Consider the following 22236-nt stretch of genomic DNA (forward strand, 5'->3'; position numbering starts at 1 on the left):
ATTCTCACTTCTCAAAGTGGACGGCCCGAAAGGCCATCCTGATTACCCGGGAGGTAAGCCGGTCGGCAAGCCGGTGGGTTGCCGAGGGGCATACCCCTCGGCAACCCACCGGCATACCCTTCTGACCGCCCAATCTACAGATAGTTAGTTTGTCCTTTAAGTAACCGAATGATTTAACCTCACGATAATCAATGGGATAGCAGATAAGGTCGCCTAATCTTCTGTCTCCTCGGTCAAATAGGCTGGTGGCTTGTTTGACTAGTGCTGGCACTTTTATTATATTCATAAAATACCTTATTTCTAATTTTCCGCAAGATTTTGATTATATCGCTTTATTATGCCTAATAAATATCATATTCCCAATCTTCCACAAAATTTAATTATATCGCTTTTATTATACCTAATAAATAGCATTTCCAATCTTTCACAAAGTTTGATTATATCGATTTTATTATACCTATTAACCTATATTCCCAAATTCACGCAAAATTTGATTATATCGTTTTATTATATCTATAAAACACCTTTATTCCCGGTTTCCCACAAAGTTTGATTATATCGTTTTATTATGCCTAATAAATATCATATTCCCAATCTTCCGCAAAGTTTGATTATATCGCTATATTATATCTATAAAACACCTTTATTCCCGGTTCCCCACAAACTTTGATTATATCGCTATCAATATGATAACAGATAATATCTTCTGTCCTTCCACCTCTTGAGTCAAGCAGACCAGAGAAAATACCATACATCCAAATTCTCCCTAAGTTTGATTATATCTCCTATTAAAATTCTCTAAAATTATTGAATGATTCAAGACTTTTGGTATAAGGTAAAATTTATGCTAATATTATCTTCAGATACTAACAATCTTATTAAAAAGTGACATCTTTCAAGCGGTTTTGAATTCAAATGATAAAAAATTTTTCATCTGTTTCGAATATCAGATACCCATATATTTTTATGCTGTTTGCTATCAAATAGAAAACGCCTTCCGTTCTTCGCAAATCTATTATAAAATCTCATAAAATGCCATATATCTTTTAGACTCATTGTATTTAGGACTTGACAGAACTCTACTTGGTTATTAGACTTAAATACTATGTTAGTTATAATTATATCTCTTTTAATGAATGGTTCATTACAATCTGGAGAGGCCGGTTTTAACTTCTTAAAATTGACTCCATCCGCCAAAGAAGCCGCTATGGCAAATACATCGATTAGTGTCGAAAATGATAAATCGTTATCCGGTTTTGATTTTATATATAATCCGGCACAAAGATTGACCAATACCTCTTTGGGTGTCAGTTATCTCAGTCTGCCAGCTGGCATACATTATGGTGTAATTAGTTATAAAAGAAATCGTTTGTTGCCTTTTACTCATTCAAGTGGTGTGAGTTTGATTTTTCTTAATTCAGGACCAATAAAACATACTAATGAACAAGGAAACCCACTGGGAACTTTTTCTGTTTCCTATGCCAATCTGCTTATGGGAGGAACGGTCATTAATAATAATGAACTTAAAGTCGGCGTGAATTTCAAGTTGCTTTATGGCGCAATTGAAAAGTTTTATGGTCTCGGCCTTGCCTCAGATATTGGAGTTCGGTTTCTTCCACCAGTTAAAAACTTAAGCATCGGTTTAGTAATTAGAAATTTAGGTTACCAAATAAAACCATTTGACACTAATTCCGATAAACTGCCTTTAGAATTAGGTATTGGTAGCAGTTATAAAATTGAAGATAATCTTTCTTTTGCTTGGGATATCCGAAAAGCGATTGACAGTCCTATTTTTTTTAGTGTAGGAATTGAAGGTTGGATTAATAAATATTTAGCATTGCGTGGTGGTTATAATTCATTGCGACGAGCATTAGCAACTGGCGGAGGTTCTGATATTTTAGCCGGATTTGCTGTCGGATTGGGAGTAAAAGTGTCAAAATATCAAGTGGATTATAGTTTCACGCCCATGCTCAATTTAGGACGCCAACATCACCTCAGTCTAACGCTTTCCCGATAGTGAACGAACATCTCACTAAATCCTTAAGATGAAAAGACAATGATAATAAAAAAGCAATTTATTAAAGATTTAATGGTTGGACATAAAGTTAATGATATTTTTTTCATTCGAAATCGTCGCCAACTAAAGAAACATGACGGTAGCAAATTTTTAATCTTAGAACTTTCGGACCGGAGTGGTGTAATCTTAGGTAAAATTTGGGATGGAGTCGATGCATTCTACGCTGAAACTAATCCAGGAAATTTTGCCCAAATTCAGGGCGATGTCACTGAATATAATGGCGAAACCCAAATTACCATTGTTAATATCAACCGAGTCGCCGAACAAGATGTCGCAGTAAAAGATTTTATTGCCAGTAGCCGTTTCGATATTGAAACAATGTATGCTGAACTTAAAGATTATATTAACGCAATAAATGATGCAGATTATCGCCGATTACTTAATAATATTTTTGCTCAACCAGAGATATGCCAAAAGTTTAAAATGGCACCAGCCTCAACCGGTGTTCATCATGCTTACCTTGGAGGACTATTAGAACATACTTTATTTATGCTTCGACTCTCAAAATCGATTCCTTTGGTCTATCCAGAAATTGACTATTCATTATTAATTGCCGGCATTATTTTACACGACATTGGTAAAATTAAAGAATATACTTTTGAAAAAGCCATCAGTCATACTGATGAAGGTTATTTGATTGGTCATATTGTTGTTGGCTATGAAATTGTAAAGAGTGAAATCAATAAAATCGCTGAATTTCCCGAGGACAAAAAACAGTTATTACTCCATATCATTTTAAGTCATCATGGCCAAAGAGAATTTGGTTCACCGACAACGCCGAAATTTGCCGAGGCCTACTTAGTCCATACTTTAGATAATTTAGATGCTCGGATGATGATGTATCGGGAAGTTACTGAAAATGCTCAAGGAGCAAAATGGAGCGACTACCATCAATTTTTGGAAACCAAGGTCTTTATTAGACACCGGGATTAGATATTTACAACCCTAATATTATATAAATCCTCACCTGTTATCTTTAATAATCCATTTATAAATATTACTGGATATATCCATTATAATTAAATTTCATAAATTGTTAGTATTCGTTGACATATCTCAGTTTTAGATTGACATTATTGAAATTAGTAGTAAAATAACAACCATGTTAATATCAGCAGGCGCGACCCGAATGGAATTGTTAAAATTGCGTCGTCGACTGGTAATTGCGCGTCGTGGTCATAAACTATTAAAAGACAAACAGGAACTGGTGATGCGCAAAATTTTAGAAATGATTACAACCATTAAAGGTCAACGAAGAAAGATTGCAGAACAGTTACATCAAATAAACCACCAATTGATGTATGCGAAAGCATTGTATGGCGAAACCAACTTTGAATCTGCAATATTAAGTTCTAATCGTTCGATAAATGTTCGAATCGGAACTGGTAATATTGCCAATATTTTAGTGCCAATGATTGAACAAGTTGATTTCAATGGCTCAATCAGAAATTATGACTGGACAAAAACATCCGGCGAATTAGATAACGCTTTATTGACGATGTCGGATTTGACTTTGTCTTTATTAACCTTAGCAATTAATGAAAAGACTTTAGAACTTTTGGCTGAAGAGTTAGAGAAAACCCGTCGCCGAGTAAATGCTTTAGAATTTGTCTTAATTCCATCCATTACAGAAACGATAAAGTATATCACGATGAAATTAGGCGAAACCGAACGGGCAAGTTTAGTTCGGTTAATGCGCATTAAGGAGATTTTACGCGGCTAACTATAAATATTTTGCTCTATCAAGGTGTAACTTGTAAGATTACCGATGTTATCTAAAAGACGCATATTTCTTAGCCTGACGATTATTATGATAATTATTTCGCTGATACCTATCCCAAGAAAATTTCAAAACCAATCCAAGGGTTGGGATAAGATGATTCATTTCTTACTCTATGGCATCTGGGGATTTATTGGCCAAAGTGTTTTGTCAATTGGTGCTTTATTGTTAGGAAGTTTTTTGTCGCTTTTAACTGAATTAGTTCAAAAATTTATTCCGAGCCGAGTTCCGGAAATTGCTGATTTTACCATTAATATCTTAGGCTTAGTTATGGGCACAAGTTTCTGGGAACTAATCGCAAGGCAGGTTAATGATTAATCTAATGAGTTGGCAAGGAATAAGGTCTGAAAATACTAAAAAATTATCTCTGAATTTGCTAAGATTAAAAATAATCAATGAATTCCTGGTATTCTGTGTCAAAAATTTATTTGCTCAAAAGACGCAGTCTTTTGGCTTTTGACTTTGTTGAGATATGATAATATCTAATCCTAAAGGCACACAAGACTTTTTACCACCAATTTCTGAACAGAAGTATTATCTGGAAACTCAATTTCGCAAAATTGTGGCACTTTATGGATTTTCTGAGATTGTCACACCTTGTTTTGAACATACCGAACTATTTTTGCGTTCAACTGGTTTGACTACGGACATTGTCACTAAACAGATCTATTCTTTTACTGATAAAGGTGGTAGAGACTTAACATTACGACCTGAAGGCACACCGGGCGTCATTCGAGCATTTCTCCAAAATAATCTTAAGCCACCAGTAAGGTTATTTTATATTGGTCCGATGTTTCGTTACGAAAAACCTCAAAAAGGCCGGTACCGAGAATTCTATCAATTAGGCATTGAAGTTATCGGCGAAGCCCATCCTCAAACCGATATTGAAGTAATTGAAATGGGGTTAAATTTCTTTTCTGCAGTTAATATCAAAGATATTGTTGTCAAGGTAAATAGTGTTGGCTGTGGATTATGTCGAAATAAGTTTCGCACTGACTTGGTATTCTTTCTCAATACCGTGCAAGATAAGATTTGTCAGGACTGTAAATCTCGATTAGAACGCAATCCGTTACGGGTGTTTGATTGCAAGGAAACTACTTGCCAAGAATTATACCAGTCAGCACCGAAAATTGCTGATTATCTCTGTTACGACTGTCAAAACCATTTCCAAATCGTGCTTCAAGAATTAACCGAGCGCAAACTGCCCTTTGAACTTGATAAGATGATGGTTCGCGGATTAGATTATTACACCCGAACAACCTTTGAATATGTCCCAAGTCTTACTACTACTTTAGGAGCCCAAGACAGTTTAGGCGGAGGCGGTCGATACGACAATTTAATTGAAGATTTCGGTGGTCCTAAAATTCCTGCGATTGGCTTTGCTTTAGGATTAGAGCGCATTCTAATTTATTTAGGAAACCCAGCAACACCACGCAAAAACTTAGTCTATCTAATTCCTTTAGATAACGAAGCCGAAAAACTTGCTAAACAATTAGTGATTGAACTTCGAGAAAATCAGATTCCAGCAATCTTAAATCTGCCAGATAAAAATTTACGAAGTGGGTTAGGTATTGCTGACAATTTGTCTTGCGAATATGTGATAATTATTGGGTCAGAAGAAATTAAAAAACAGGTATATACTGTCAAGAAATTATCGGTAAAAAGTCAACAAGAAGTCCCTCAAGACAAAATCATTGACTTTCTTAAAAAAGCATTTGCCAACCAGTTAATAAAGACATCCTAAACAAACATCTTAAAGCATTGCCCTTAGCCTCTGATTAGCAAAAGAGTTGCTAAAAATAAATTAACTCAGTGGCTCATCTGCTCTATAGAAAAATTTACTTGGGCTAACTAACAATTTTAATATGATTTTGGGACTAAGGATTAAGACTGACTGAAACTGCTCCCTTGGGACACTTATATTTACATTCTAAACACCGAATGCATTCTTTGGCATTAGGATTATCATAAATATTAATATCAACCGGGCAGACTTTTCGGCAGAGATTACATTTATTTTCTCCGCACTTACTTGGGTCAACCGACATTCTAACTAAAGAAAATCGGTTAAATACAGAGTAAATTGCACCGATTGGACAAAAAACTCGACAGAAGAATCGCTTAATAAAAATCGACCCAACAATAACCAATATCAATATTGCGATTTTAGCCTTAAAGAGCCAGCCGACTAATGCTTTTAATTCACCGGTCTTATCAGTAAGCACAATCGGAAGTCCGGCTTCGAGAATTCCAGCCGGACAGAGCATACAAAACCAAGGTTCAGTAGTTAAATAAACAATAATACCAGCAACGCCAATTAATACTGCATATTTAGTATAAGTTGTCCATTGAGGAAGATTAAATTTGAAACGAGTGAACTTCTTTAGTAAATCCTGTAAAAATCCAAAAGGACAGACCCAGGCACAGGACATTCGTCCTACCAAAATCCCGACCACTCCAAAAAATCCGGCAATATAAAAGGGAATTTGCCTAATACCGATAAAATGTTGCAATGCTCCCATTGGACAACCAAACCGAGTAAGCGGACATCCCCAGCATGTTAGAATGGGCACACAAAATCTTTTTGTGAATCCCTGATAGATTGTTCCAGTCCATAAAGCCGGATAATAACTTAACTGAATAATTGTTGCAATAATCTGCCCTAATCGATATGGTCGTAATTTCTTCACTGCTGTAACCCCATACAAGATAGGCACATTACTGAACCGACAGTCTCTGTCTCAACCGGTTCGCCTTTTTTGACCCCATAAAAGATACCGGCAATAGAGATGAATAAAATAATAATGATTATTATTAATCTTTTCATTAAAAGATACTGGTTAATACAATTTTAACACCTTTGAATGGCGCTTCAAATCGACAGACACCGCCAGAACAGACCAAACCGCCTTTTTCACTGCCAATCCGCACGCGTAGATTATGTTTATTAGTAATATCAAGACTCAATTCCGCCATAGGCCAGTGCTTTTCTACCCCAAGTTTTGACAATAGCCAATTAGGTATCCGATTTCGTCGTTCATAGCGCAAAGTTAATTGGAATAATTCTGATTTTCCAATTGAAACCGAGAGGGCATGCTCGAAATATTTACTGCTATCAGCCGAAATAAAATTATGCTCATAGCCGGCATCAAGGAAAAACGCATTAAAATTATAAGTTGCTTCTAATGATGGTTTCAGTTCAGTCTTTTTAAGTATGGGCAATTCAATTTTGTCTTTAACATTTCGTTCAATCATTCCATTTACTTCTAAATTTTCTCCAACATTAAACTTTATTTTAAGGATTTGCTCTAAGATACCTTCAGTTTTATCATGGGTTTTAAGAGTATTATAATTACCTTCTAAGCTTAGATAGTCAAATGGTGAATAATTTATTGAAGTGCCAAAACCAAATTCATTTATTCCTCGATTAACTGAAATACCTGATTTAATTGGTGTCGGTGGTTCATTATAACGATAGCCAAGACCACCAAATCCAATTGAATCATAATCCATAATCTGAAAGAATAAACCCAAGCCCGAAAATGTAAGATTAGAGGAAAAAAGTATTCCGTTACCAGTTAATCGTCCACCAATACCAGGATATGAACTGAGTTGCCGAGCGTATTCAAAATATCCTTGATACGGTCCCATTGCAAACTCAATATTACCACCCAAAAGTTCCGTAAATGCTCGTGGTGTCAAATCAATTCTGCGATTATAGCGCACATATCTACCACCAATGTTCACCGTGATAATTTCGGGTGTGGGTAGTTTGCTTTCTAAATTAATTCCGCGAATCTGGTCAGAAGTATCGTTTTTTATCTTATACGCATTCTCTTCAAAAAAGATATTGCGTGGTCGGCCAAATAAGGCAGACAATTCGCTATGAAACATCTTAAGAGTGGCTTTAGCACCATAAATTGAATTGTCGGTTCTAAAATCTTCATCCAGAAACTGATTTAAGACCAATCCGCGGCCAAAAGTTGTGTAATATGTGCCATAGATAATATCAATCACTTCCTGAACGTATTCAATATTATAATCAATATATTGTAATCGTCTCTGATTGGGTAAAGACGGTTGCCAGAAAAAGAAAAGACCGCGTAGCGTGAGATTATTATAAGTAAAGGAAAGTTTTAATTTATCTTCAATATGTTCCTTGAGTGTATCAACAAACAACCAGTATTCAGCAGTATTGCCACCACCAAACTGAATCGCTTGTGCTGACAACAAATGGGTAAATAACCAGCAAGAAATAAGAAATAAACCACAAGCAACAGTTAGCGTTTTGTTGGTTGTCATAACTTTATAATAAATTGCTAAATCCTATAGTTCAGGCATAAATTATTAACATATAAATACTACTTTCCCTTGTGTTCGCAACCCTTACACTCTGCGCATTTTTTCATTAGTTTACGGAGTGATACCATTATCTTTTTCTCATCTCCCGGCTTATAGCCCTGATGCGTAAAGACAATTTTTTTATCCTGATTAATAATAAAGAATGTGGGCATAACCTGGACATTATAGGATTTACGCAACTTATTTTCTGGGTCTAAGACAATCTGATATCGCCATTTGCGACCAGCAACAAATGATTTTACTTCATCTTTAGATTTTGCCTTATCCTGACTGATTGCTAAAAAAGTTACCCCCAATGATTCAATCTCAGGATAATACGGTTTTAAGGCATCAAGTTCTTTTATACACATTTTACACCACAATGCCCAAAAACTCATTATCACCGGTCCTTTCTTAACTAAAGAGTCCAGGATAACAACTTTACCGGAAACATCATAAAGGGTAAAACTTGGCGCATCTTTTAAAGAAACAATTTGTTCATCAGCCAAAAGAAGTGTTAGGCAACTAAGAAGAAAAATTGTTATAATTGTTTTTTTCATTATCCCTCCTCTAAAATAATGAGTATTATTTTCATTTTATCTAAATCTCGTCTTTACTGCTTGCAAAACTTTCTTCGTATTCATATTTTGCAAGAAAAGAACGCCGGTCATTTTATTGGGTGGTAAGGTATGTTGAAAGGTAATTATCGTATCTAAACTGTCAGGATAAACAAGATAAAGTGGGAAATTAAACAATTTTCTAACCACATAATTAAAATCTTTTGTCATGCCAACAACACTATCCTCACAGATAGCGATAAAGGCATTGACCGGACTATGAGTTAGGGTATCTGCGGGAGTGATTTTAATATTCAGCATGCCACTATTAGTTGTGGCAGAACCTGCGAGATAAAGATTATATGCCGGCGGATTGGATTTTGCAGCAATAATGTGTTGAGTATACACTTGATAGTATGTCGATTCCGGGGGAAACCCGGGCGAATCAACAATCACTTTATCGGTTCCATCAAAACAAATCGTTGCCTCAGGAATTATCGGTGGCAATGGAATTGAATAAAATGCTTTTCGTAGCGTATCAATTGCCGGTGATGTGAAAGTATAATTATAAGATACAATTACCAAAGAATCTCCGTAGGTTTCTGAGAGCCAATCGAGCGACCGCTCTGCTGCCGCACAAAAATCTCAACCATCGGTTGTAAAAAACTCTGCTAAGACAATTCGATTTGTCGGAGTTGGTAAGATACGCGGTGCTTCAGAACAAAAAATAAAAAGTAATAGTAAGCCAAACAAGATAATTTTCTTCATAAAAGTAAATTATACTTTTAATCTTAAAGAAGTCAACAGAATTCTGCAATGTATCCTTTGTTCTCAATAGAACTCTTGACATTATCTATAAATTAACTATGCTAAAATACAGAATTCATCAAAAGTGAATTCTGTGAAAATTCAAATCTCAACTTTATTTTTAACTGAATGCGACCAAATCGCATCCAGTCGCATAAAAAATGAAACAGTTAATAAAGCCCGAAGTTCTAAAAGCATTACCCCTAACGGATGCAGAATTAGTAAAAAGGGCACAACAAGGAAATACCTCGGCTTTTGAGGAATTGGTCCGACGCTATGAACGAAAAGTCTATAATTTAGTCTATCGGATGCTGGGTAATGAAGAAGATGCTAAGGATGCCCTACAGGATACCTTTATCCGTGCCTATCGTTTTATTAAAAAATTCAAAGGTAAATCATCTTTTTATACTTGGCTTTATCGGATTGCCGCTAATGTTTGCTTTACCCGGCTTAAAACTCGTAAGACTAAAGAACCTGAAGTTGGTGTTTCATTAGATGAGCCGATTATTGATGAATCGGAAATGCCGCGCGAACTCCCAGATTACAAAGAAAGCCCAGAACATCTATTTCACCGGCAACAATTACAAAAAGCATTACAAGATGCGATTAATGAACTACCTTCCGATTACCGTTCAGTTGTTATTTTGAGAGACTTACAAGGATTATCTAACAAAGAGGTCAGCAAAGCATTAAATCTTTCTATAGCCGCGGTAAAATCCCGACTCCATCGGGGCAGAGTCTTTTTAAGAAATCGATTGTCTAAATATATAGCACCAACCCGGCAAAACTTATCTAAATCAAAAGTGACACAAAGTTTTGCCGACAGCGATAAAAGTATATGATTGACTGTAATAAATTTTTTCTCTTAATCTCTGATTTTATTGACGAAGAATTAGAAGAAGAAATCGTTCTGGAAATACGCTCTCATATTAAAACATGTCCGACTTGTCAAAATCTCCATGAATCATTTCTACATATAATAAGAGTTTTCCAGTGTCAATGTGCCTTAGAAGTTCCACCGGCGGCGCATGAGCAATTATGGCAAACTCTCAAAGGTATCTTAGAGCAAGATTCCCAACAAAAATAGTAATAATTGGCAAAGTCAATATTTATTTTCTAAGCACATATCAGCAATAATCAAAAATCGATTATCTCCCAATAATGTTAAGAACTCACCAATTAACAAATAATTAAATGAGTTCTTATTAGCCCAACTTTCAAAAATCCGACTAAATCTTTGAATCGCTCGCATAACCGTTATAGTCTAATAATTGAAAATTAAAGAAAGGGAGGTGATGACTATGACGAACTGGTTATTACCTTGGGATCCGTTTAAAGAAATAACGGACTTAAGAAAGAAATTAGACCAGTTCTTTGAATTTCGGCCGCGTTCTCGTCGAGGTTTCCTTACGCCATTGTCTGAAGAATTTTATCCAGCAGTAGATGTTTATGACAAAAAAGACGCTATCGTGCTCAAGGCGGAAATTCCCGGTGTTGATAAAAAGGATATTTCCATCTCAATCAGCGAAGATGAAATCACGATCAGAGGCGAAGTAAAACGAGAAGAAGAAGTGAAAGAACAAGACTACTATCGTTGCGAACGTTCCTATGGTTCCTTCTCGCGAACAATTCCTCTGCCAACTGCGGTTGATAAAGAAAAAGCGAAAGCGACCTATAAAGATGGCGTGCTCGTTGTAACATTGCCTAAAAGTGAAGCGGCCAAACCAAAGGAGATTAAAGTTCCAATCGAATAGAACTGGTCTACTAAGAAGGGATAGTCTTCGGACTGTCCCTTTCTTTATTTTTTAGATTTATCACTATTAAGTTTATAAAAAGTGAAATTAGAGTCAACTCAATTACATTTCTGTTCTTAATAATAAGTTTGTTTTTCTATAATAGCCTTTTCTTTGGTTCAGCATTTTTCAGAATCATCAAGAAATATTGTCGATGTTTATGAAAATTAAATTGTAATTTTTGAATTCGTATTATCATGCTATCGGTCATAATGAGTGAAAAGGTTATTATTTAGACTTATGATTCTAAAGACGAGAGGACTATTCAATCTTGAGTAAATGCTTAAAGATATTCTTTTTCAACTATACAGGATTTTGCTTATGAAAAGAAAGCGTGAAAAAGATTAAAATTAGCAAAAAGAGTACAATAATAGTATCTTATTATTCTGTATCTATTATTGTACTTTGTCTATATGTTGTGCTGTTTACTTTAAGAAGCCCGTGTTTATTTAAAAACACAAGTCGGTTGAATAATACTAACAGGCTTTTTGTGTCGAGCATCAAGTATTTAGCATGAATAATTAGTATTACTCAGATTCTATTGAGGTTTAATCATGCTGGCGATGGAATCCTATCTTTATAAAGTTTATATACAGATTTAAACACGGAAGAACTAAATGACACTGGGAATATTGTCTTGATAAAGTCTTTTTACAGATTAAAAAACATGCCCTAAATCGAAAAAATGAAAAACATAAAGACTAAAGCATAATCTCACAATAAAGTATTTAAACAGATATAGAAAGGCGTATTCAATCCGACACATAAAGAATATTTTGTCTCTTTTAGTTTTGGTAGTGTATAATATTTGTGTAAATTTAGACTTGATATGTTAAAAATAAAGATGTATCATTCTATGATGGGCAATTTTGATAAAATATGTCTCTTATAGTTCTTGACTTATATGTAGTTTTAAGTAAAAATTTTATAAGTACCTGATTTAGTCGTAAAGATTAATCAGAAAAAAGATATGCCAACAAGATTTATTCTAATTCTAATAGGATACACAATCTTTAGTATTCTCTACGCTGGGAATGATTCTCTACCTACAGAACCGTTTTCTGTTGAAAAAATTATTTTTCAAGGCAATATTTCTTTTAAACCCAAGCTCTTAAAACAATTATTAGACATAAAGGAGAAAGAAGAGATTTACAGTTTAGCCGTTGAAAAAGCGACCAGAAACTTAATTTCTTTCTATGTTCAACAAGGCTTTCAATATATTAACCTTGAAACTGACCTTAAAAAGACAACGAAAGGTATTACAATTATTTTTAAAATCAACGAAGGCCCACGGATAAAAATTTCTAAAATTAATATCTTTTGGGTCAATCGTTTAATACCAATTGATACTCTCAGAGCCGAAATTCCGTATAAGACTGCTGACTTTAAAAAAGGAAAATTTAACCTCAGCGTTCTTCATTCACAATTAAAGATAAGAGCCGGCGATTTTTTGATTATCCCCAAGATCCTGCAGAGCCAAGATGCTTTAGCCCAATGGTATCAGGATAACGGCTATGCTTTTGTAAATACTGACTATCATATAAAGGTTGATAACCTCAAGGCAGATGTAAGTTTTTTTATTGAGGAAGGACCACTTGTCACGATTAAAGAAATTAGAGTCCGGGGCAATCAAAATGTCCGTTATCCGATTATTTTACGCACCGCCCAAATTAAAATTGGCGAGAAATATTCTCGCAAAAAAATCACCACCGCCATCCAGCGACTTTATGGCACACGGCTTTTTGAACGCGTCTCATTTTCGATCTCAGTAATTGATACTTCGCATTTACCCTTCGCACACATTGACTCCAATCGCCAAAAATCTTTTAGTTTAGTTGATAGCATTACGCTTCGGTTTGATGTTTTAGAACAACCGGCACGAAGCATTGGTTTGGGCATCGGGCTTCAAGCTTCGCCTCTGCGATTAATTTTGTCAACTGAATGGGAACACTTAAACTTCTTATCTCGGGGACAAAATCTGTTTTTCTCATTTGGATACGCGCCAACTTTTACTAAAGATTGGCGAACAGAATTAAAAAGCATTTACCGAATTTTTTATATTCTCGCTTTACCGATTAATTTTTCATTTCAGCCTTCTTTTAAATATGAAAAGAGAAATATCAGTAATACTGATGTAGTTAATCTTATTGAAGAAACAAACTTAAACATTGAGACTGGTGTTTCTCGTTATTTCGGACCAAATTTAGAATGCGGAACCTATCTTCGCTATCTTCGAATTTGGATTAAACCGTTGTTGCCTGTGATAAACCAGAAAACAATAACAAATTCCCAAAATATTTATCTCCGATATGATACCCGCGATAATCTCTTTACGCCACAAAAAGGTGTCTTCTTTTCGACTAATCTACAATTAGCCGGAAGTGTCTTATCTGGCGATAATGATTTTTATAAGATACAATCCGAGTTGGTTTTGTTTAAATCCCTTTTGAATGATTATGTGATAGGTTTTAGAATAATGTCTGGTCTTGCTGTTCCTTATGGGCGCTCAAGTCAGATTCCTTTTTATGATGCCTTTACTCTTGGCGGCAACAATGGTCTTCGAGGTTTTGCCGAAAGAGCACTGGGACCAGATAGTATTGGCACAGAACATTATGGCTCTGGAATGATTAATGCTAATTGGGAACTACGTAGTCATTATCAAAAATTACTCGATTGGGTCGTATTTAGTGATTGGGGACGAGTAGACCATCAAGGAGATATTATACGTTTTGACTGGGATAAGTTCTTTTATAGTGTCGGCTTAGGAATTAGAATTAACACCAGAATCGGTCCCATAAGAATCGATTATGCCAAACGCTTAAAATCCGCACCAACTGGTGATTGGGGCAAAATCCATCTTGGGCTATTGAATATGTTTTAACTATTTTAACTATTAGATATGATGAACTCTAAATGCCAAGGAATTTTGAACGTTAAATCCGATATATCACTAAAAAGCATTTCAGACCTAACAACATGTTCAAGGTGATAAAAATCTCATTTATCAATCCATTAAGCATATAACCAGTATATTAAATGCTGAACTTATAACTTAAATGAAGAGAAAATTAATTATTGGGTTAATAGTTATCGCACTTTGCCTTATGGTTTTTCTCGGATTAATCGTCTTTAGACCCCAAATTAGTAATTATCTTACTACGCAATCACTAAATTTTCTTAGCCGAACCCTAAATCTTCAAATTTCAGCAAAAGAAATCAAAGGCAATATCTTCACTTCTATAGTCTTTTCTGATGTCAAAATAAAATTTAGTAGCGGCGATTCTCTCACTGCCCAATCTGTAAAATCAGAATATAATCTCTTCTCAATTCTATTTAAACATAGAAATCTGATTCGTAATCTATTAATTGTTAAGCCTAATGTCTATCTTGTATCCCATCTTAAAACAGTTGACACTCGTGTTACACCTTTCACTTTGCCTATAATTTTTTTAAATAAACTTGAAATTCAAAATGGTGCTGTTTTTCAAAACAGTAAAATAGTTTTAGATTCCTTCTCAATGTTGTCTTATTTACGATTGCATCCTAAGACCGCAAGCGCACTTGTCAATAAAGCAAATTTTTATTTACCCGCTATACCATTAAGGATACAAAATTTTAATGGTAATATTCATTTTCATAATAACACGCTTTCCCTCCAAAACATAAGAATCAACACACCATCTTCAATGATACAATTCAATGCTTTTGCGGATTTTCTTAATCGCTATTTAAGTTTCGATATTCAAGCAGGACATTACGATCTGAAAGAAATTATTAATCTTCCAGGTCTTTTTGATATTAACGGTCAGATTAGTTTGTATTTTGAAAAAGACAATTGGAATTTATTGAACATCAGAAGTAATTTGAATTATCGTGCCTTAAATCTTAAATTGCCTTATGTGAAAATTGCTGATGGCAAAGGAAAGATCGAATTCATTGATACAGTGGCTAATATTACTTGCATCACTCCAGATTCATTTTATCTCAATGCACTATGCACTTTTAATTTCCCCAATCGAAAAGAAGTTAATCGTCCCATATCATACCAAGGCAAATTGCTATTTAATAATTTTAACATTTCCATTAAATCGTCTAATAACAAACTCCTGCAAAATAATTTAGGCTTAATACCCCAACTCGACGGATTTATTGAATTTAATGGCATTGGCTTTGAGCAGATTGAGTTTAATCTATTATCTTCATCAAAAAAACCGGCAATTGAAAGTATCTCGGCAAAAGGAGCGATCAAAAAAGGAAAACTTGAGATTGAAAAATTAAGGATTAAAGACCGTACCAGCATTCTCAACTCAACCTTATACCAAGTTCAGACCAAACCCAATAATTTAATGACTAAAACTCAGTATTGGTTTTTGGAGTTCAAGGATTTTTCTTTATACCTTGTTTCCGAAGTACTCCATCAGATAGTAGGAAGCAATCTTTATTTTAAAGGATTTGTTAATGGCTCGTGCCATCTGGAATTATCTGATAAGCGAATAAAGGCTGACGGCGAGTTAAATGTACGCAAAGGGTTATTCTTATTAAGGAAAGATTATCTTTCTGAGATTGACTTTAAATTTGAAAAATTAAAATTAAAATTTAATCTTCCTGACCTACAAAATCTTCCGGAAGAGATTAATCTTTGTGTCGAAAGTATTTTCGGAATCGAAAACCAAATGTCCCAATTTAATTTTATTCTAAACAATAAAGATTTTCTCTTGACCGCCAGAAATTGGATCAATAACCGATTTGCTCCTATTGAATCTCTAACAATAAGTGGGACAATTCAGAATGCCCATCAGTTTAGTCTCAATATCTTAAATATTGATAATTTAATTGAGCATTTACAAATAACGACTCAAGGTTATTTCTTCACCAATACCAAAGAATTTCGTTTTGGTAAAAAAGGAAGTTCCTTTTATCTACAAGGTCTTACACTAAAAATTGGCTCTGGTAATATATCCTTAGATTTAACCACATATCCCAATCAAAAACCGCAAATAAATTTTCGTGCCCAGCAGATTGATTTGAAGGACATCGGAAATATTATTGGCAAAAAACCGCCAACCCAAGGCACAATTAATTTACAATTTATGTCAATTGCTTTTAGTGACAGTGATGGCTTTAATCAAATACCAAATAATTCAGGTTATTATATCGTGCTGTCAGGTAAAGACTTAAAAATACCTATAAGTTTATTCGCAAAGCAAGAAAACTTTAAACTCAAAACTCTAAACTCTAAATTCCATAATAATATTTCAGTAATTGAACTCAAATATCTGAAAGGCACAGCGACTTTTGACGATTTTGGCTTTCAACTGAAACAGTTAACTTTTGTTTATGCCCAAGATACTTCAACGATTACAGGAAAAATTAATTTTGCCTCTAACAATTCAAGTGATTATGGCATTGATTTAAATATTGTTTTTCGAGATCCCGGGGCTTGGATATTTTTCTTTCTCAAAACTGTCTTAAATGTCCAATACGCCAAAATTTATGGTCAAGGCAAAATAACCGGCACGTTTAATCATCCTGTTCTATCTGGAGAAGTTAAAGTCTTTGATGCAAGATTACTTATTAACTCAACCCAAACTTTATGCCACAAAGTAAATGCCAAATTGATTTTCCATAATCAAAAAGTCTTTCTTGATAATTTAAAGGGGTACACCAGTAATGGGATTATTCAAGCCCACGGTTTTACCGAATTATTTAACTTCACTCGATTAGAGACTTTGTCCTGTCAAATCGAATTTCAAGATATACCAATTAGGCCGCATAAAGATATTATGGGTATCGCTTCGGGCAAGGTCTTCATTGATTATAAACCAATGGCTAATCAAAGCTCTAATCCCTTATCTTTATCTGGTGCTGTAGTAATTAAAGAAGGTCTTTTAACAAATGAATTTGCTGAGCCAACCTCAATTAGTAGCAGTCAGCAACTTGATATTAATTTAAATTTAACTATCTCTGCTGAAAGAGGAATTTGGCTGCGAAATCGATTGTGCGATATCGAACTTTCCGCAAACTTAAATATTTTTTCCCAGACATCCATTAATGTTATAATACCAACTCAATTAACCCAACCGACACGAAGTGTAATCGTTTATTCCGGCCAGTTACGAGCAATTCAGGGTATTTTCTATTATCTTGACCATCCATTAAAGATAACCAAAGGAGTTATTAACTTTGATAATATTTCTGAACTCAACCCTTCACTTGATATTAACGCAGAAGTATTAACACGGCCAATTGAAATATCGTCTGGCTTAAAAGAACGGGTCAAAATTATACTTTCGCTAACCGGCCGTTTTAAGGAACCGATTTTTACCTTATCATCCGACCCCGCAGTGCTTACAGAAAATGATATTATCAGTTATCTTAATTTCAATGTCACTTGGCAAGAAATGACCTCACAAGAATTCAAAGATGCCTTCAGCACTGCCTTATCAGAAAAACTCTTTGGATATTTTGAACGCGAACTCACAAAAAGAATCCGCAATCTGACATTGTTAGACTATTTATCGATTGAAAGTGGTTTACTTTCTAAAACTGGCGCTAAAATTACGGTCGGTAAATATATTGGTTCGCGGCTATATTTTACTTACGAATACAACATTTCCGGGACTTCCAATGATATCTTTCGTTTAGAATATTATATTGCAAAATCACATCAAATAATCGGCGAACGAGATGTTAATAATCGTTATAATCTTAAATATCAATATAAAATCCGCTATTGAAAGTAATATGAGCAATCGCATATGATGTTTATAACCACTAACTATCTTAAATATCAGTACAAAATTCGCTATCGAAAAATATAAACCAATACAAGTAATAACATATGATGTTCACAATCACTAATAATCTTAAATATCAATATAAATCCGCCATTTAATAATATAAAACAACAAATATAAGCAATCGCATATGATTTTGATAATCACTTATAATTTCAAATATCAATATAAAATCCGCTCTAAAAATAATTATACAAGATAATGTTAAGAAATAAGTGTAGGTCGAGAATTTCAACCTATACTAAGATAATGAATAGGTAAGAAAAAATGTTCGCTCAAGTTGCTATCCCTAAAACAATTCTGGAAACTTTAACCTATGCAGTTCCAGAAAAACTTAACACGCAGGTCAAAGTCGGTTCGTTAGTCAAGGTGCCCTTAAGAAAAAAAATGGTTGTCGGCATCGTTATAGATTTACAAGAAAATCTCAATGATAAACACCAAAACTATGAAATTAAAGATATCGATGAAGTTATTCATCCCGATTTTTTAGATAATAATTTTGTATCCTTACTTTCTTGGATAAAAAGATATTATTTTGTTAATTGGGGCCAAATGCTAAATTTAGCTATCCCCCAAGAAATTTACTGTTTATCTTCTAAAAATAAGAATAGCATTGACTGTCTTCAGTCAAAAGCAACAGGTCGGCCAAAACCCATAACCTACGAAACAAGCCCAAAATTGTCTCAAAATAGCAATACATTACATCAGTTTGCTTGGGGACTAAGTAAAGTGAGTTATCAAATAAAAAATAATCGCTTCCGAGTATTCTTATTATTTAACCCTAATGGAGTTGACCTTACAGAACTTTATTTAAAAATGATTGAAGAAGCAGTTAGATTAAAAAAATCGGCTATTATTTTAGTTCCGGAAATCAATCTAACTGCTAAATTTATTGCTCTGTTTCAATCACGACTCTTTAGTAATTTCTTTTGTCTCCATTCGGGCTTAAAACGCTCCGAACGGAAGCATATTTGGTGGCAAATCCAATCAAGCGATTTTTCTGTGGTTTTAGGAACGCGCACCGCAATCTTTGCTCCAGTAAAAAACTTGGGTCTGCTCATTGTGGATAATGAGCAGGATGTAACTTATAAGGAACAAGAAAGACTCTTTCATTATAACGCTCGAGACATTGCTTTGGTCAGAGGTCAAAAAAGCGAAGCCGTAGTTATCTTGTCTAGCGCCACTCCGTCTTGTGAATCCTTTTATAATGCTGAGATTAAAAAATACGAACTAATTATGCCATATCGCAATTTAGAAAAAAGAAAAAAAGGCTTCAATAGCCGAACCTTACTGATTGATATGCGCCGAAGTCGAGATAAAGTTATCTCTTCCCAATTACGCAATGCAATTATTTCCAATTGTCGTCAGAATCGACTAGTGGTATTGTTCTTAAACCGATTAGGCTATGCTCGAATCTTAAGTTGTAATGAATGTGGTTATATTCCCTTATGTCCAAATTGTGGAATAAGTCTAACTTACCATCGTGAAAAGCAACTCTTGCTCTGTCATATTTGTCAATCCCGTCAGCCAATTTTTGATTTCTGTCCCCAATGCAAAGGAAGTGATTTTTTTCTCCACGGTTTTGGTAGCGAGAAGGTCGAGTCAGAAGTGAAGAAGTTTATTAATCCCAATAATGTACTACGCTATGATTCTGATGTTCAAACCCAATTAAAAGATGATATTAATCAAATAATTTGTGAGCGCAATATTAAAGTGTTTGTTACCACCAAATTAGGTATCCGAAATTTAGATTTCTCTAATATCGGATTGGTGGGCATAATTCTTGCTGATACCTCACTTTTTTTACCGGATTTCCGCGCCCAGGAGCGCACTTTTCAAGAATTGAGGCAGATTATTATCACCTCTTTACACAATCCAGAAACTAAAGTCATTATCCAAAGTTATCATCCAGACCATCCTGCACTTTGTTATGCAGTTCAGGCAGATTATAAAAAATTTTATAATTATGAAATCAAACTTCGACAAAAACTCAATTATCCACCATTCTCTCGGCTAGCTCTAATTAGTATCTCATCCAATCAAAAAGAAATTGTACTAAGAGTTACAGAAAATCTTACCAAGCGAATAGTTGAAATTAGTTCCCAACTTAATATGTTCTCAAATGGTGAAAATATTAAAAAGGCTTACAACCAAAAATTTCAATGCCAATCTGACTTAATCAAATTATTAGGACCAAGTTTATTATCTTTTACCAAAGGTCCATATCGCTTTACCTGCCAGATATTAATAAAACTAAAACCAAATTTATCTTTATCTAATTTAATTTCAAAAGAAGATATTAACTCCTATATTAATAAGGATATAAATAAGAAGGATGTAAAAATTGATATTAACATTGACCCTATTTAGAAAATCGCCCAAAAATTAAATCATCGCATAATCCCCTGAACCCAATGCGCAAAAGATACTATTTGATTAGTATCTTACCATTTCGAGCCCAAAAAGACTTTTGCTAGGTTTTCCACAGGATTAATAGAAAGTAAAGTAGTGTTAAATCTCAATTAGTAAGTTTTATTATAAAACTTTTCCAAAAGACTAAATCGCTTTGCTCAAGAATTCGGTTCTCACTTCCTTAAACAATAATCTATTTTATAATCTAATAAATTCATTTTAAGACTTACTACAAAACTCATAAAAAAATACTTTTCCCGATGGTTAAAAAATGTTTTATTAGATAGAGTTCAGTAAGTGCTTCGTTATTTGCTATTTAAGCATCTTACCGAAAATTTTTGTAATACCAACCGCAGTGGAGGGAATCATACCATCCATTTACAAGATTATTGAATTAACAATATGAGACTTAAGATGTTAGTTAAAATTTCTGTTCATTTTTTTGTATAAATATATGTATAATTTTTATTAGTCTGGCATATAAAAATAAGATACGGTGTTGAATAAAAGTTTCCTGTTGTGCCATCGTGAGTAAACTAAAAACCTCAGATATGTATATTTTTGGTCTTGGAATTTTTACTATGCCCTGTAATACGATATTCTCAAATCACTTTATTACGATTAATTTTACCTTAGTCATCTCGTCATTTACTTGCACGAAATAGATACCGTTCTTAATACCATCAAGCAAAATTTTTTCTGTCTTAGAACCTGTAATTTTTTCTTCTCTAATTACTTTTCCTGTCACATCATAAATTCGTATGCGATAAGTCCAAAGTCGGCAGGCACCAAACAAATCGCGGACCGTAAAATATCTCTTTGCCGGATTGGGATAAATTTTGGACAATGAATATTTTGCATCAAACGAAAAACGTTTATCTTCAGTTCCCAAGGGTCCGTTCAAAAAGGGTCGGTAATTGACTCTGCCTTTAGTCGAGTCGTCCTCAAAATCATAAATCTTTTGCGCAATCACATTTGTATCAACAGTGAACCAGTAATTATCTCTTGCATTTATCGTATCGGCAGTATTATTAAAAATAGTATATCCAATTGGATTTAGATTGTTAAGATTATTATAATTAAGCCTGACAGAACCTCCGCTAATTCTTATTGTTATCATAGTGTTATCAATTATTGAATTATTCGTAATGATTGCGAAACCCAAACCAGCATTGCAAATACCGCCACCATTATCAGCATTATTGTTAGTTATTGTATTATTAGTAAGTATTGCCTGGTCGCCATTGTAAATACCGCCGCCATAATTAGCATAGTTATCTGTGATTGTATTATTGGCGATTGTCGCCGAGTCGTAATTGCAGATACCGCCACCATTATAAGCACAGTTGTTAGATATGACATTATTTGTGATTCTCGCTGTGCCATTATCAGCACAAATTCCTCCGCCCTGATTGTCAGCGTAGTTATAAGTGAGGGTATTTCCGGTAATTGTCGCAATGCCGTCATTGTAGATACCTCCGCCATATTCATAAGCATTGTTATTAGTTATCGTATTATTAGTTATTGTCGCCGAGTCATAATTGCAGATACCGCCACCAAAACTCTCTGCGCTATTATTAGATATGGTATTATTAATGATTGTTGCTATGCCATCATTACAAATACCGCCACCGTCACTATAAGTATAGTTAACAATTATTGTATTTTGTGT

Annotated in this window: 20 protein-coding genes; 12 read left to right on the top strand and 8 right to left on the bottom strand. The window is 34.3% G+C overall.

Annotated elements, in window-relative coordinates; translation table 11 throughout:
• Positions 1-4: 4 nt before the first annotated feature.
• The gene (locus N2201_03675) at positions 5-286 is read right to left on the bottom strand and encodes a hypothetical protein (protein MCX7785311.1); all 282 of its coding nucleotides are present in this window, start codon (positions 284-286) and stop codon (positions 5-7) included.
• Positions 287-1105: 819 nt separating this feature from the next.
• On the opposite strand from N2201_03675, the gene N2201_03680 reads away from it, so the two are divergent.
• The 5 genes from N2201_03680 to hisS all read left to right on the top strand — a co-directional run bounded on the left by N2201_03680 (position 1106) and on the right by hisS (position 5601).
• Positions 1106-2017 (top strand): PorV/PorQ family protein, encoded by a 912-nt coding sequence (locus N2201_03680; protein MCX7785312.1) that lies wholly within the window; start codon positions 1106-1108, stop codon positions 2015-2017.
• A gap of 39 nt (positions 2018-2056) precedes the next feature.
• Entirely contained in the window at positions 2057-3010 is a 954-nt protein-coding gene (locus tag N2201_03685; GenBank protein ID MCX7785313.1) for an HD domain-containing protein, read from the top strand.
• A 169-nt stretch (positions 3011-3179) separates the two neighbouring features.
• Entirely contained in the window at positions 3180-3800 is a 621-nt protein-coding gene (locus N2201_03690; protein MCX7785314.1) for a V-type ATP synthase subunit D, read from the top strand.
• Positions 3801-3845: 45 nt separating this feature from the next.
• Positions 3846-4175: a VanZ family protein gene (locus tag N2201_03695; protein MCX7785315.1), complete on the top strand. Its 330-nt coding sequence runs from the start codon at positions 3846-3848 to the stop codon at positions 4173-4175.
• Between the two features lie 154 nt (positions 4176-4329).
• Positions 4330-5601: a histidine--tRNA ligase gene (gene hisS, locus N2201_03700; GenBank protein MCX7785316.1), complete on the top strand. Its 1272-nt coding sequence runs from the start codon at positions 4330-4332 to the stop codon at positions 5599-5601.
• A 133-nt stretch (positions 5602-5734) separates the two neighbouring features.
• Here hisS and N2201_03705 read toward each other — a convergent pair whose 3' ends face one another.
• From N2201_03705 to N2201_03730, 6 genes are read right to left on the bottom strand one after another with little or no spacing between them, the layout of a single operon-like run.
• A complete protein-coding gene (locus N2201_03705) occupies positions 5735-6547 on the bottom strand; it encodes a 4Fe-4S binding protein (GenBank protein ID MCX7785317.1) in 813 nt (270 codons plus the stop codon).
• Positions 6544-6684, bottom strand: coding sequence for a hypothetical protein (locus tag N2201_03710; protein ID MCX7785318.1), 141 nt, complete (start codon positions 6682-6684; stop codon positions 6544-6546). The genes N2201_03705 and N2201_03710 overlap by 4 nt, the downstream gene beginning before the upstream one ends.
• A complete protein-coding gene (locus N2201_03715) occupies positions 6684-8159 on the bottom strand; it encodes a DUF6029 family protein (GenBank protein MCX7785319.1) in 1476 nt (491 codons plus the stop codon). The genes N2201_03710 and N2201_03715 overlap by 1 nt, the downstream gene beginning before the upstream one ends.
• Before the next feature lie 59 nt (positions 8160-8218).
• Positions 8219-8758: a TlpA family protein disulfide reductase gene (locus tag N2201_03720; GenBank protein MCX7785320.1), complete on the bottom strand. Its 540-nt coding sequence runs from the start codon at positions 8756-8758 to the stop codon at positions 8219-8221.
• Between the two features lie 36 nt (positions 8759-8794).
• Positions 8795-9340 (bottom strand): hypothetical protein, encoded by a 546-nt coding sequence (locus tag N2201_03725; GenBank protein MCX7785321.1) that lies wholly within the window; start codon positions 9338-9340, stop codon positions 8795-8797.
• Between the two features lie 60 nt (positions 9341-9400).
• Positions 9401-9523 carry a hypothetical protein gene (locus N2201_03730; protein ID MCX7785322.1) on the bottom strand — a complete coding sequence of 41 codons (123 nt, stop codon included), beginning with the start codon at positions 9521-9523 and terminating at the stop codon, positions 9401-9403.
• A 200-nt stretch (positions 9524-9723) separates the two neighbouring features.
• On the opposite strand from N2201_03730, the gene N2201_03735 reads away from it, so the two are divergent.
• The 6 genes from N2201_03735 to priA all read left to right on the top strand — a co-directional run bounded on the left by N2201_03735 (position 9724) and on the right by priA (position 20522).
• Positions 9724-10404 carry a sigma-70 family RNA polymerase sigma factor gene (locus N2201_03735; GenBank protein MCX7785323.1) on the top strand — a complete coding sequence of 227 codons (681 nt, stop codon included), beginning with the start codon at positions 9724-9726 and terminating at the stop codon, positions 10402-10404.
• Positions 10401-10649 (top strand): zf-HC2 domain-containing protein, encoded by a 249-nt coding sequence (locus N2201_03740; GenBank protein ID MCX7785324.1) that lies wholly within the window; start codon positions 10401-10403, stop codon positions 10647-10649. The genes N2201_03735 and N2201_03740 overlap by 4 nt, the downstream gene beginning before the upstream one ends.
• A 214-nt stretch (positions 10650-10863) precedes the next feature.
• Complete coding sequence (locus N2201_03745) at positions 10864-11316, top strand: Hsp20/alpha crystallin family protein (GenBank protein MCX7785325.1); 453 nt, start codon at positions 10864-10866, stop codon at positions 11314-11316.
• Between the two features lie 1009 nt (positions 11317-12325).
• Positions 12326-14236, top strand: coding sequence for a BamA/TamA family outer membrane protein (locus N2201_03750; protein ID MCX7785326.1), 1911 nt, complete (start codon positions 12326-12328; stop codon positions 14234-14236).
• A 175-nt stretch (positions 14237-14411) separates the two neighbouring features.
• A complete protein-coding gene (locus tag N2201_03755; GenBank protein MCX7785327.1) occupies positions 14412-18092 on the top strand; it encodes a translocation/assembly module TamB in 3681 nt (1226 codons plus the stop codon).
• A gap of 327 nt (positions 18093-18419) precedes the next feature.
• The gene (priA, locus tag N2201_03760; GenBank protein ID MCX7785328.1) at positions 18420-20522 is read left to right on the top strand and encodes a primosomal protein N'; all 2103 of its coding nucleotides are present in this window, start codon (positions 18420-18422) and stop codon (positions 20520-20522) included.
• A gap of 649 nt (positions 20523-21171) precedes the next feature.
• Here priA and N2201_03765 read toward each other — a convergent pair.
• Positions 21172-21684: a T9SS type A sorting domain-containing protein gene (locus N2201_03765; protein MCX7785329.1), complete on the bottom strand. Its 513-nt coding sequence runs from the start codon at positions 21682-21684 to the stop codon at positions 21172-21174.
• Position 21685: 1 nt separating this feature from the next.
• Here N2201_03765 and N2201_03770 point away from each other — a divergent pair, with 1 nt between their 5' ends.
• Entirely contained in the window at positions 21686-21814 is a 129-nt protein-coding gene (locus tag N2201_03770; GenBank protein ID MCX7785330.1) for a hypothetical protein, read from the top strand.
• Positions 21815-22236 lie beyond the last annotated feature (422 nt).

It is taken from the genome of candidate division WOR-3 bacterium, from assembly GCA_026418155.1.
Lineage (GTDB): Bacteria > Hydrothermota > Tepidihabitantia > Tepidihabitantales > CAIPLT01 > JAOABV01.

Coding starts and splice junctions, on each gene's coding strand:
- N2201_03685 (MCX7785313.1), top strand. CDS start 2,057: ATGATAATAAAAAAGCAATTTATTAAAGATTTAATGGTTGGACATAAA.
- N2201_03675 (MCX7785311.1), bottom strand. CDS start 286: ATGAATATAATAAAAGTGCCAGCACTAGTCAAACAAGCCACCAGCCTA.
- hisS (MCX7785316.1), top strand. CDS start 4,330: ATGATAATATCTAATCCTAAAGGCACACAAGACTTTTTACCACCAATT.
- N2201_03690 (MCX7785314.1), top strand. CDS start 3,180: ATGTTAATATCAGCAGGCGCGACCCGAATGGAATTGTTAAAATTGCGT.
- N2201_03750 (MCX7785326.1), top strand. CDS start 12,326: ATGCCAACAAGATTTATTCTAATTCTAATAGGATACACAATCTTTAGT.
- N2201_03735 (MCX7785323.1), top strand. CDS start 9,724: ATGAAACAGTTAATAAAGCCCGAAGTTCTAAAAGCATTACCCCTAACG.
- N2201_03740 (MCX7785324.1), top strand. CDS start 10,401: ATGATTGACTGTAATAAATTTTTTCTCTTAATCTCTGATTTTATTGAC.
- N2201_03730 (MCX7785322.1), bottom strand. CDS start 9,523: ATGAAGAAAATTATCTTGTTTGGCTTACTATTACTTTTTATTTTTTGT.
- N2201_03710 (MCX7785318.1), bottom strand. CDS start 6,684: ATGAAAAGATTAATAATAATCATTATTATTTTATTCATCTCTATTGCC.
- N2201_03755 (MCX7785327.1), top strand. CDS start 14,412: ATGAAGAGAAAATTAATTATTGGGTTAATAGTTATCGCACTTTGCCTT.
- priA (MCX7785328.1), top strand. CDS start 18,420: ATGTTCGCTCAAGTTGCTATCCCTAAAACAATTCTGGAAACTTTAACC.
- N2201_03695 (MCX7785315.1), top strand. CDS start 3,846: ATGTTATCTAAAAGACGCATATTTCTTAGCCTGACGATTATTATGATA.
- N2201_03720 (MCX7785320.1), bottom strand. CDS start 8,758: ATGAAAAAAACAATTATAACAATTTTTCTTCTTAGTTGCCTAACACTT.
- N2201_03765 (MCX7785329.1), bottom strand. CDS start 21,684: ATGATAACAATAAGAATTAGCGGAGGTTCTGTCAGGCTTAATTATAAT.
- N2201_03680 (MCX7785312.1), top strand. CDS start 1,106: ATGTTAGTTATAATTATATCTCTTTTAATGAATGGTTCATTACAATCT.
- N2201_03715 (MCX7785319.1), bottom strand. CDS start 8,159: ATGACAACCAACAAAACGCTAACTGTTGCTTGTGGTTTATTTCTTATT.
- N2201_03745 (MCX7785325.1), top strand. CDS start 10,864: ATGACGAACTGGTTATTACCTTGGGATCCGTTTAAAGAAATAACGGAC.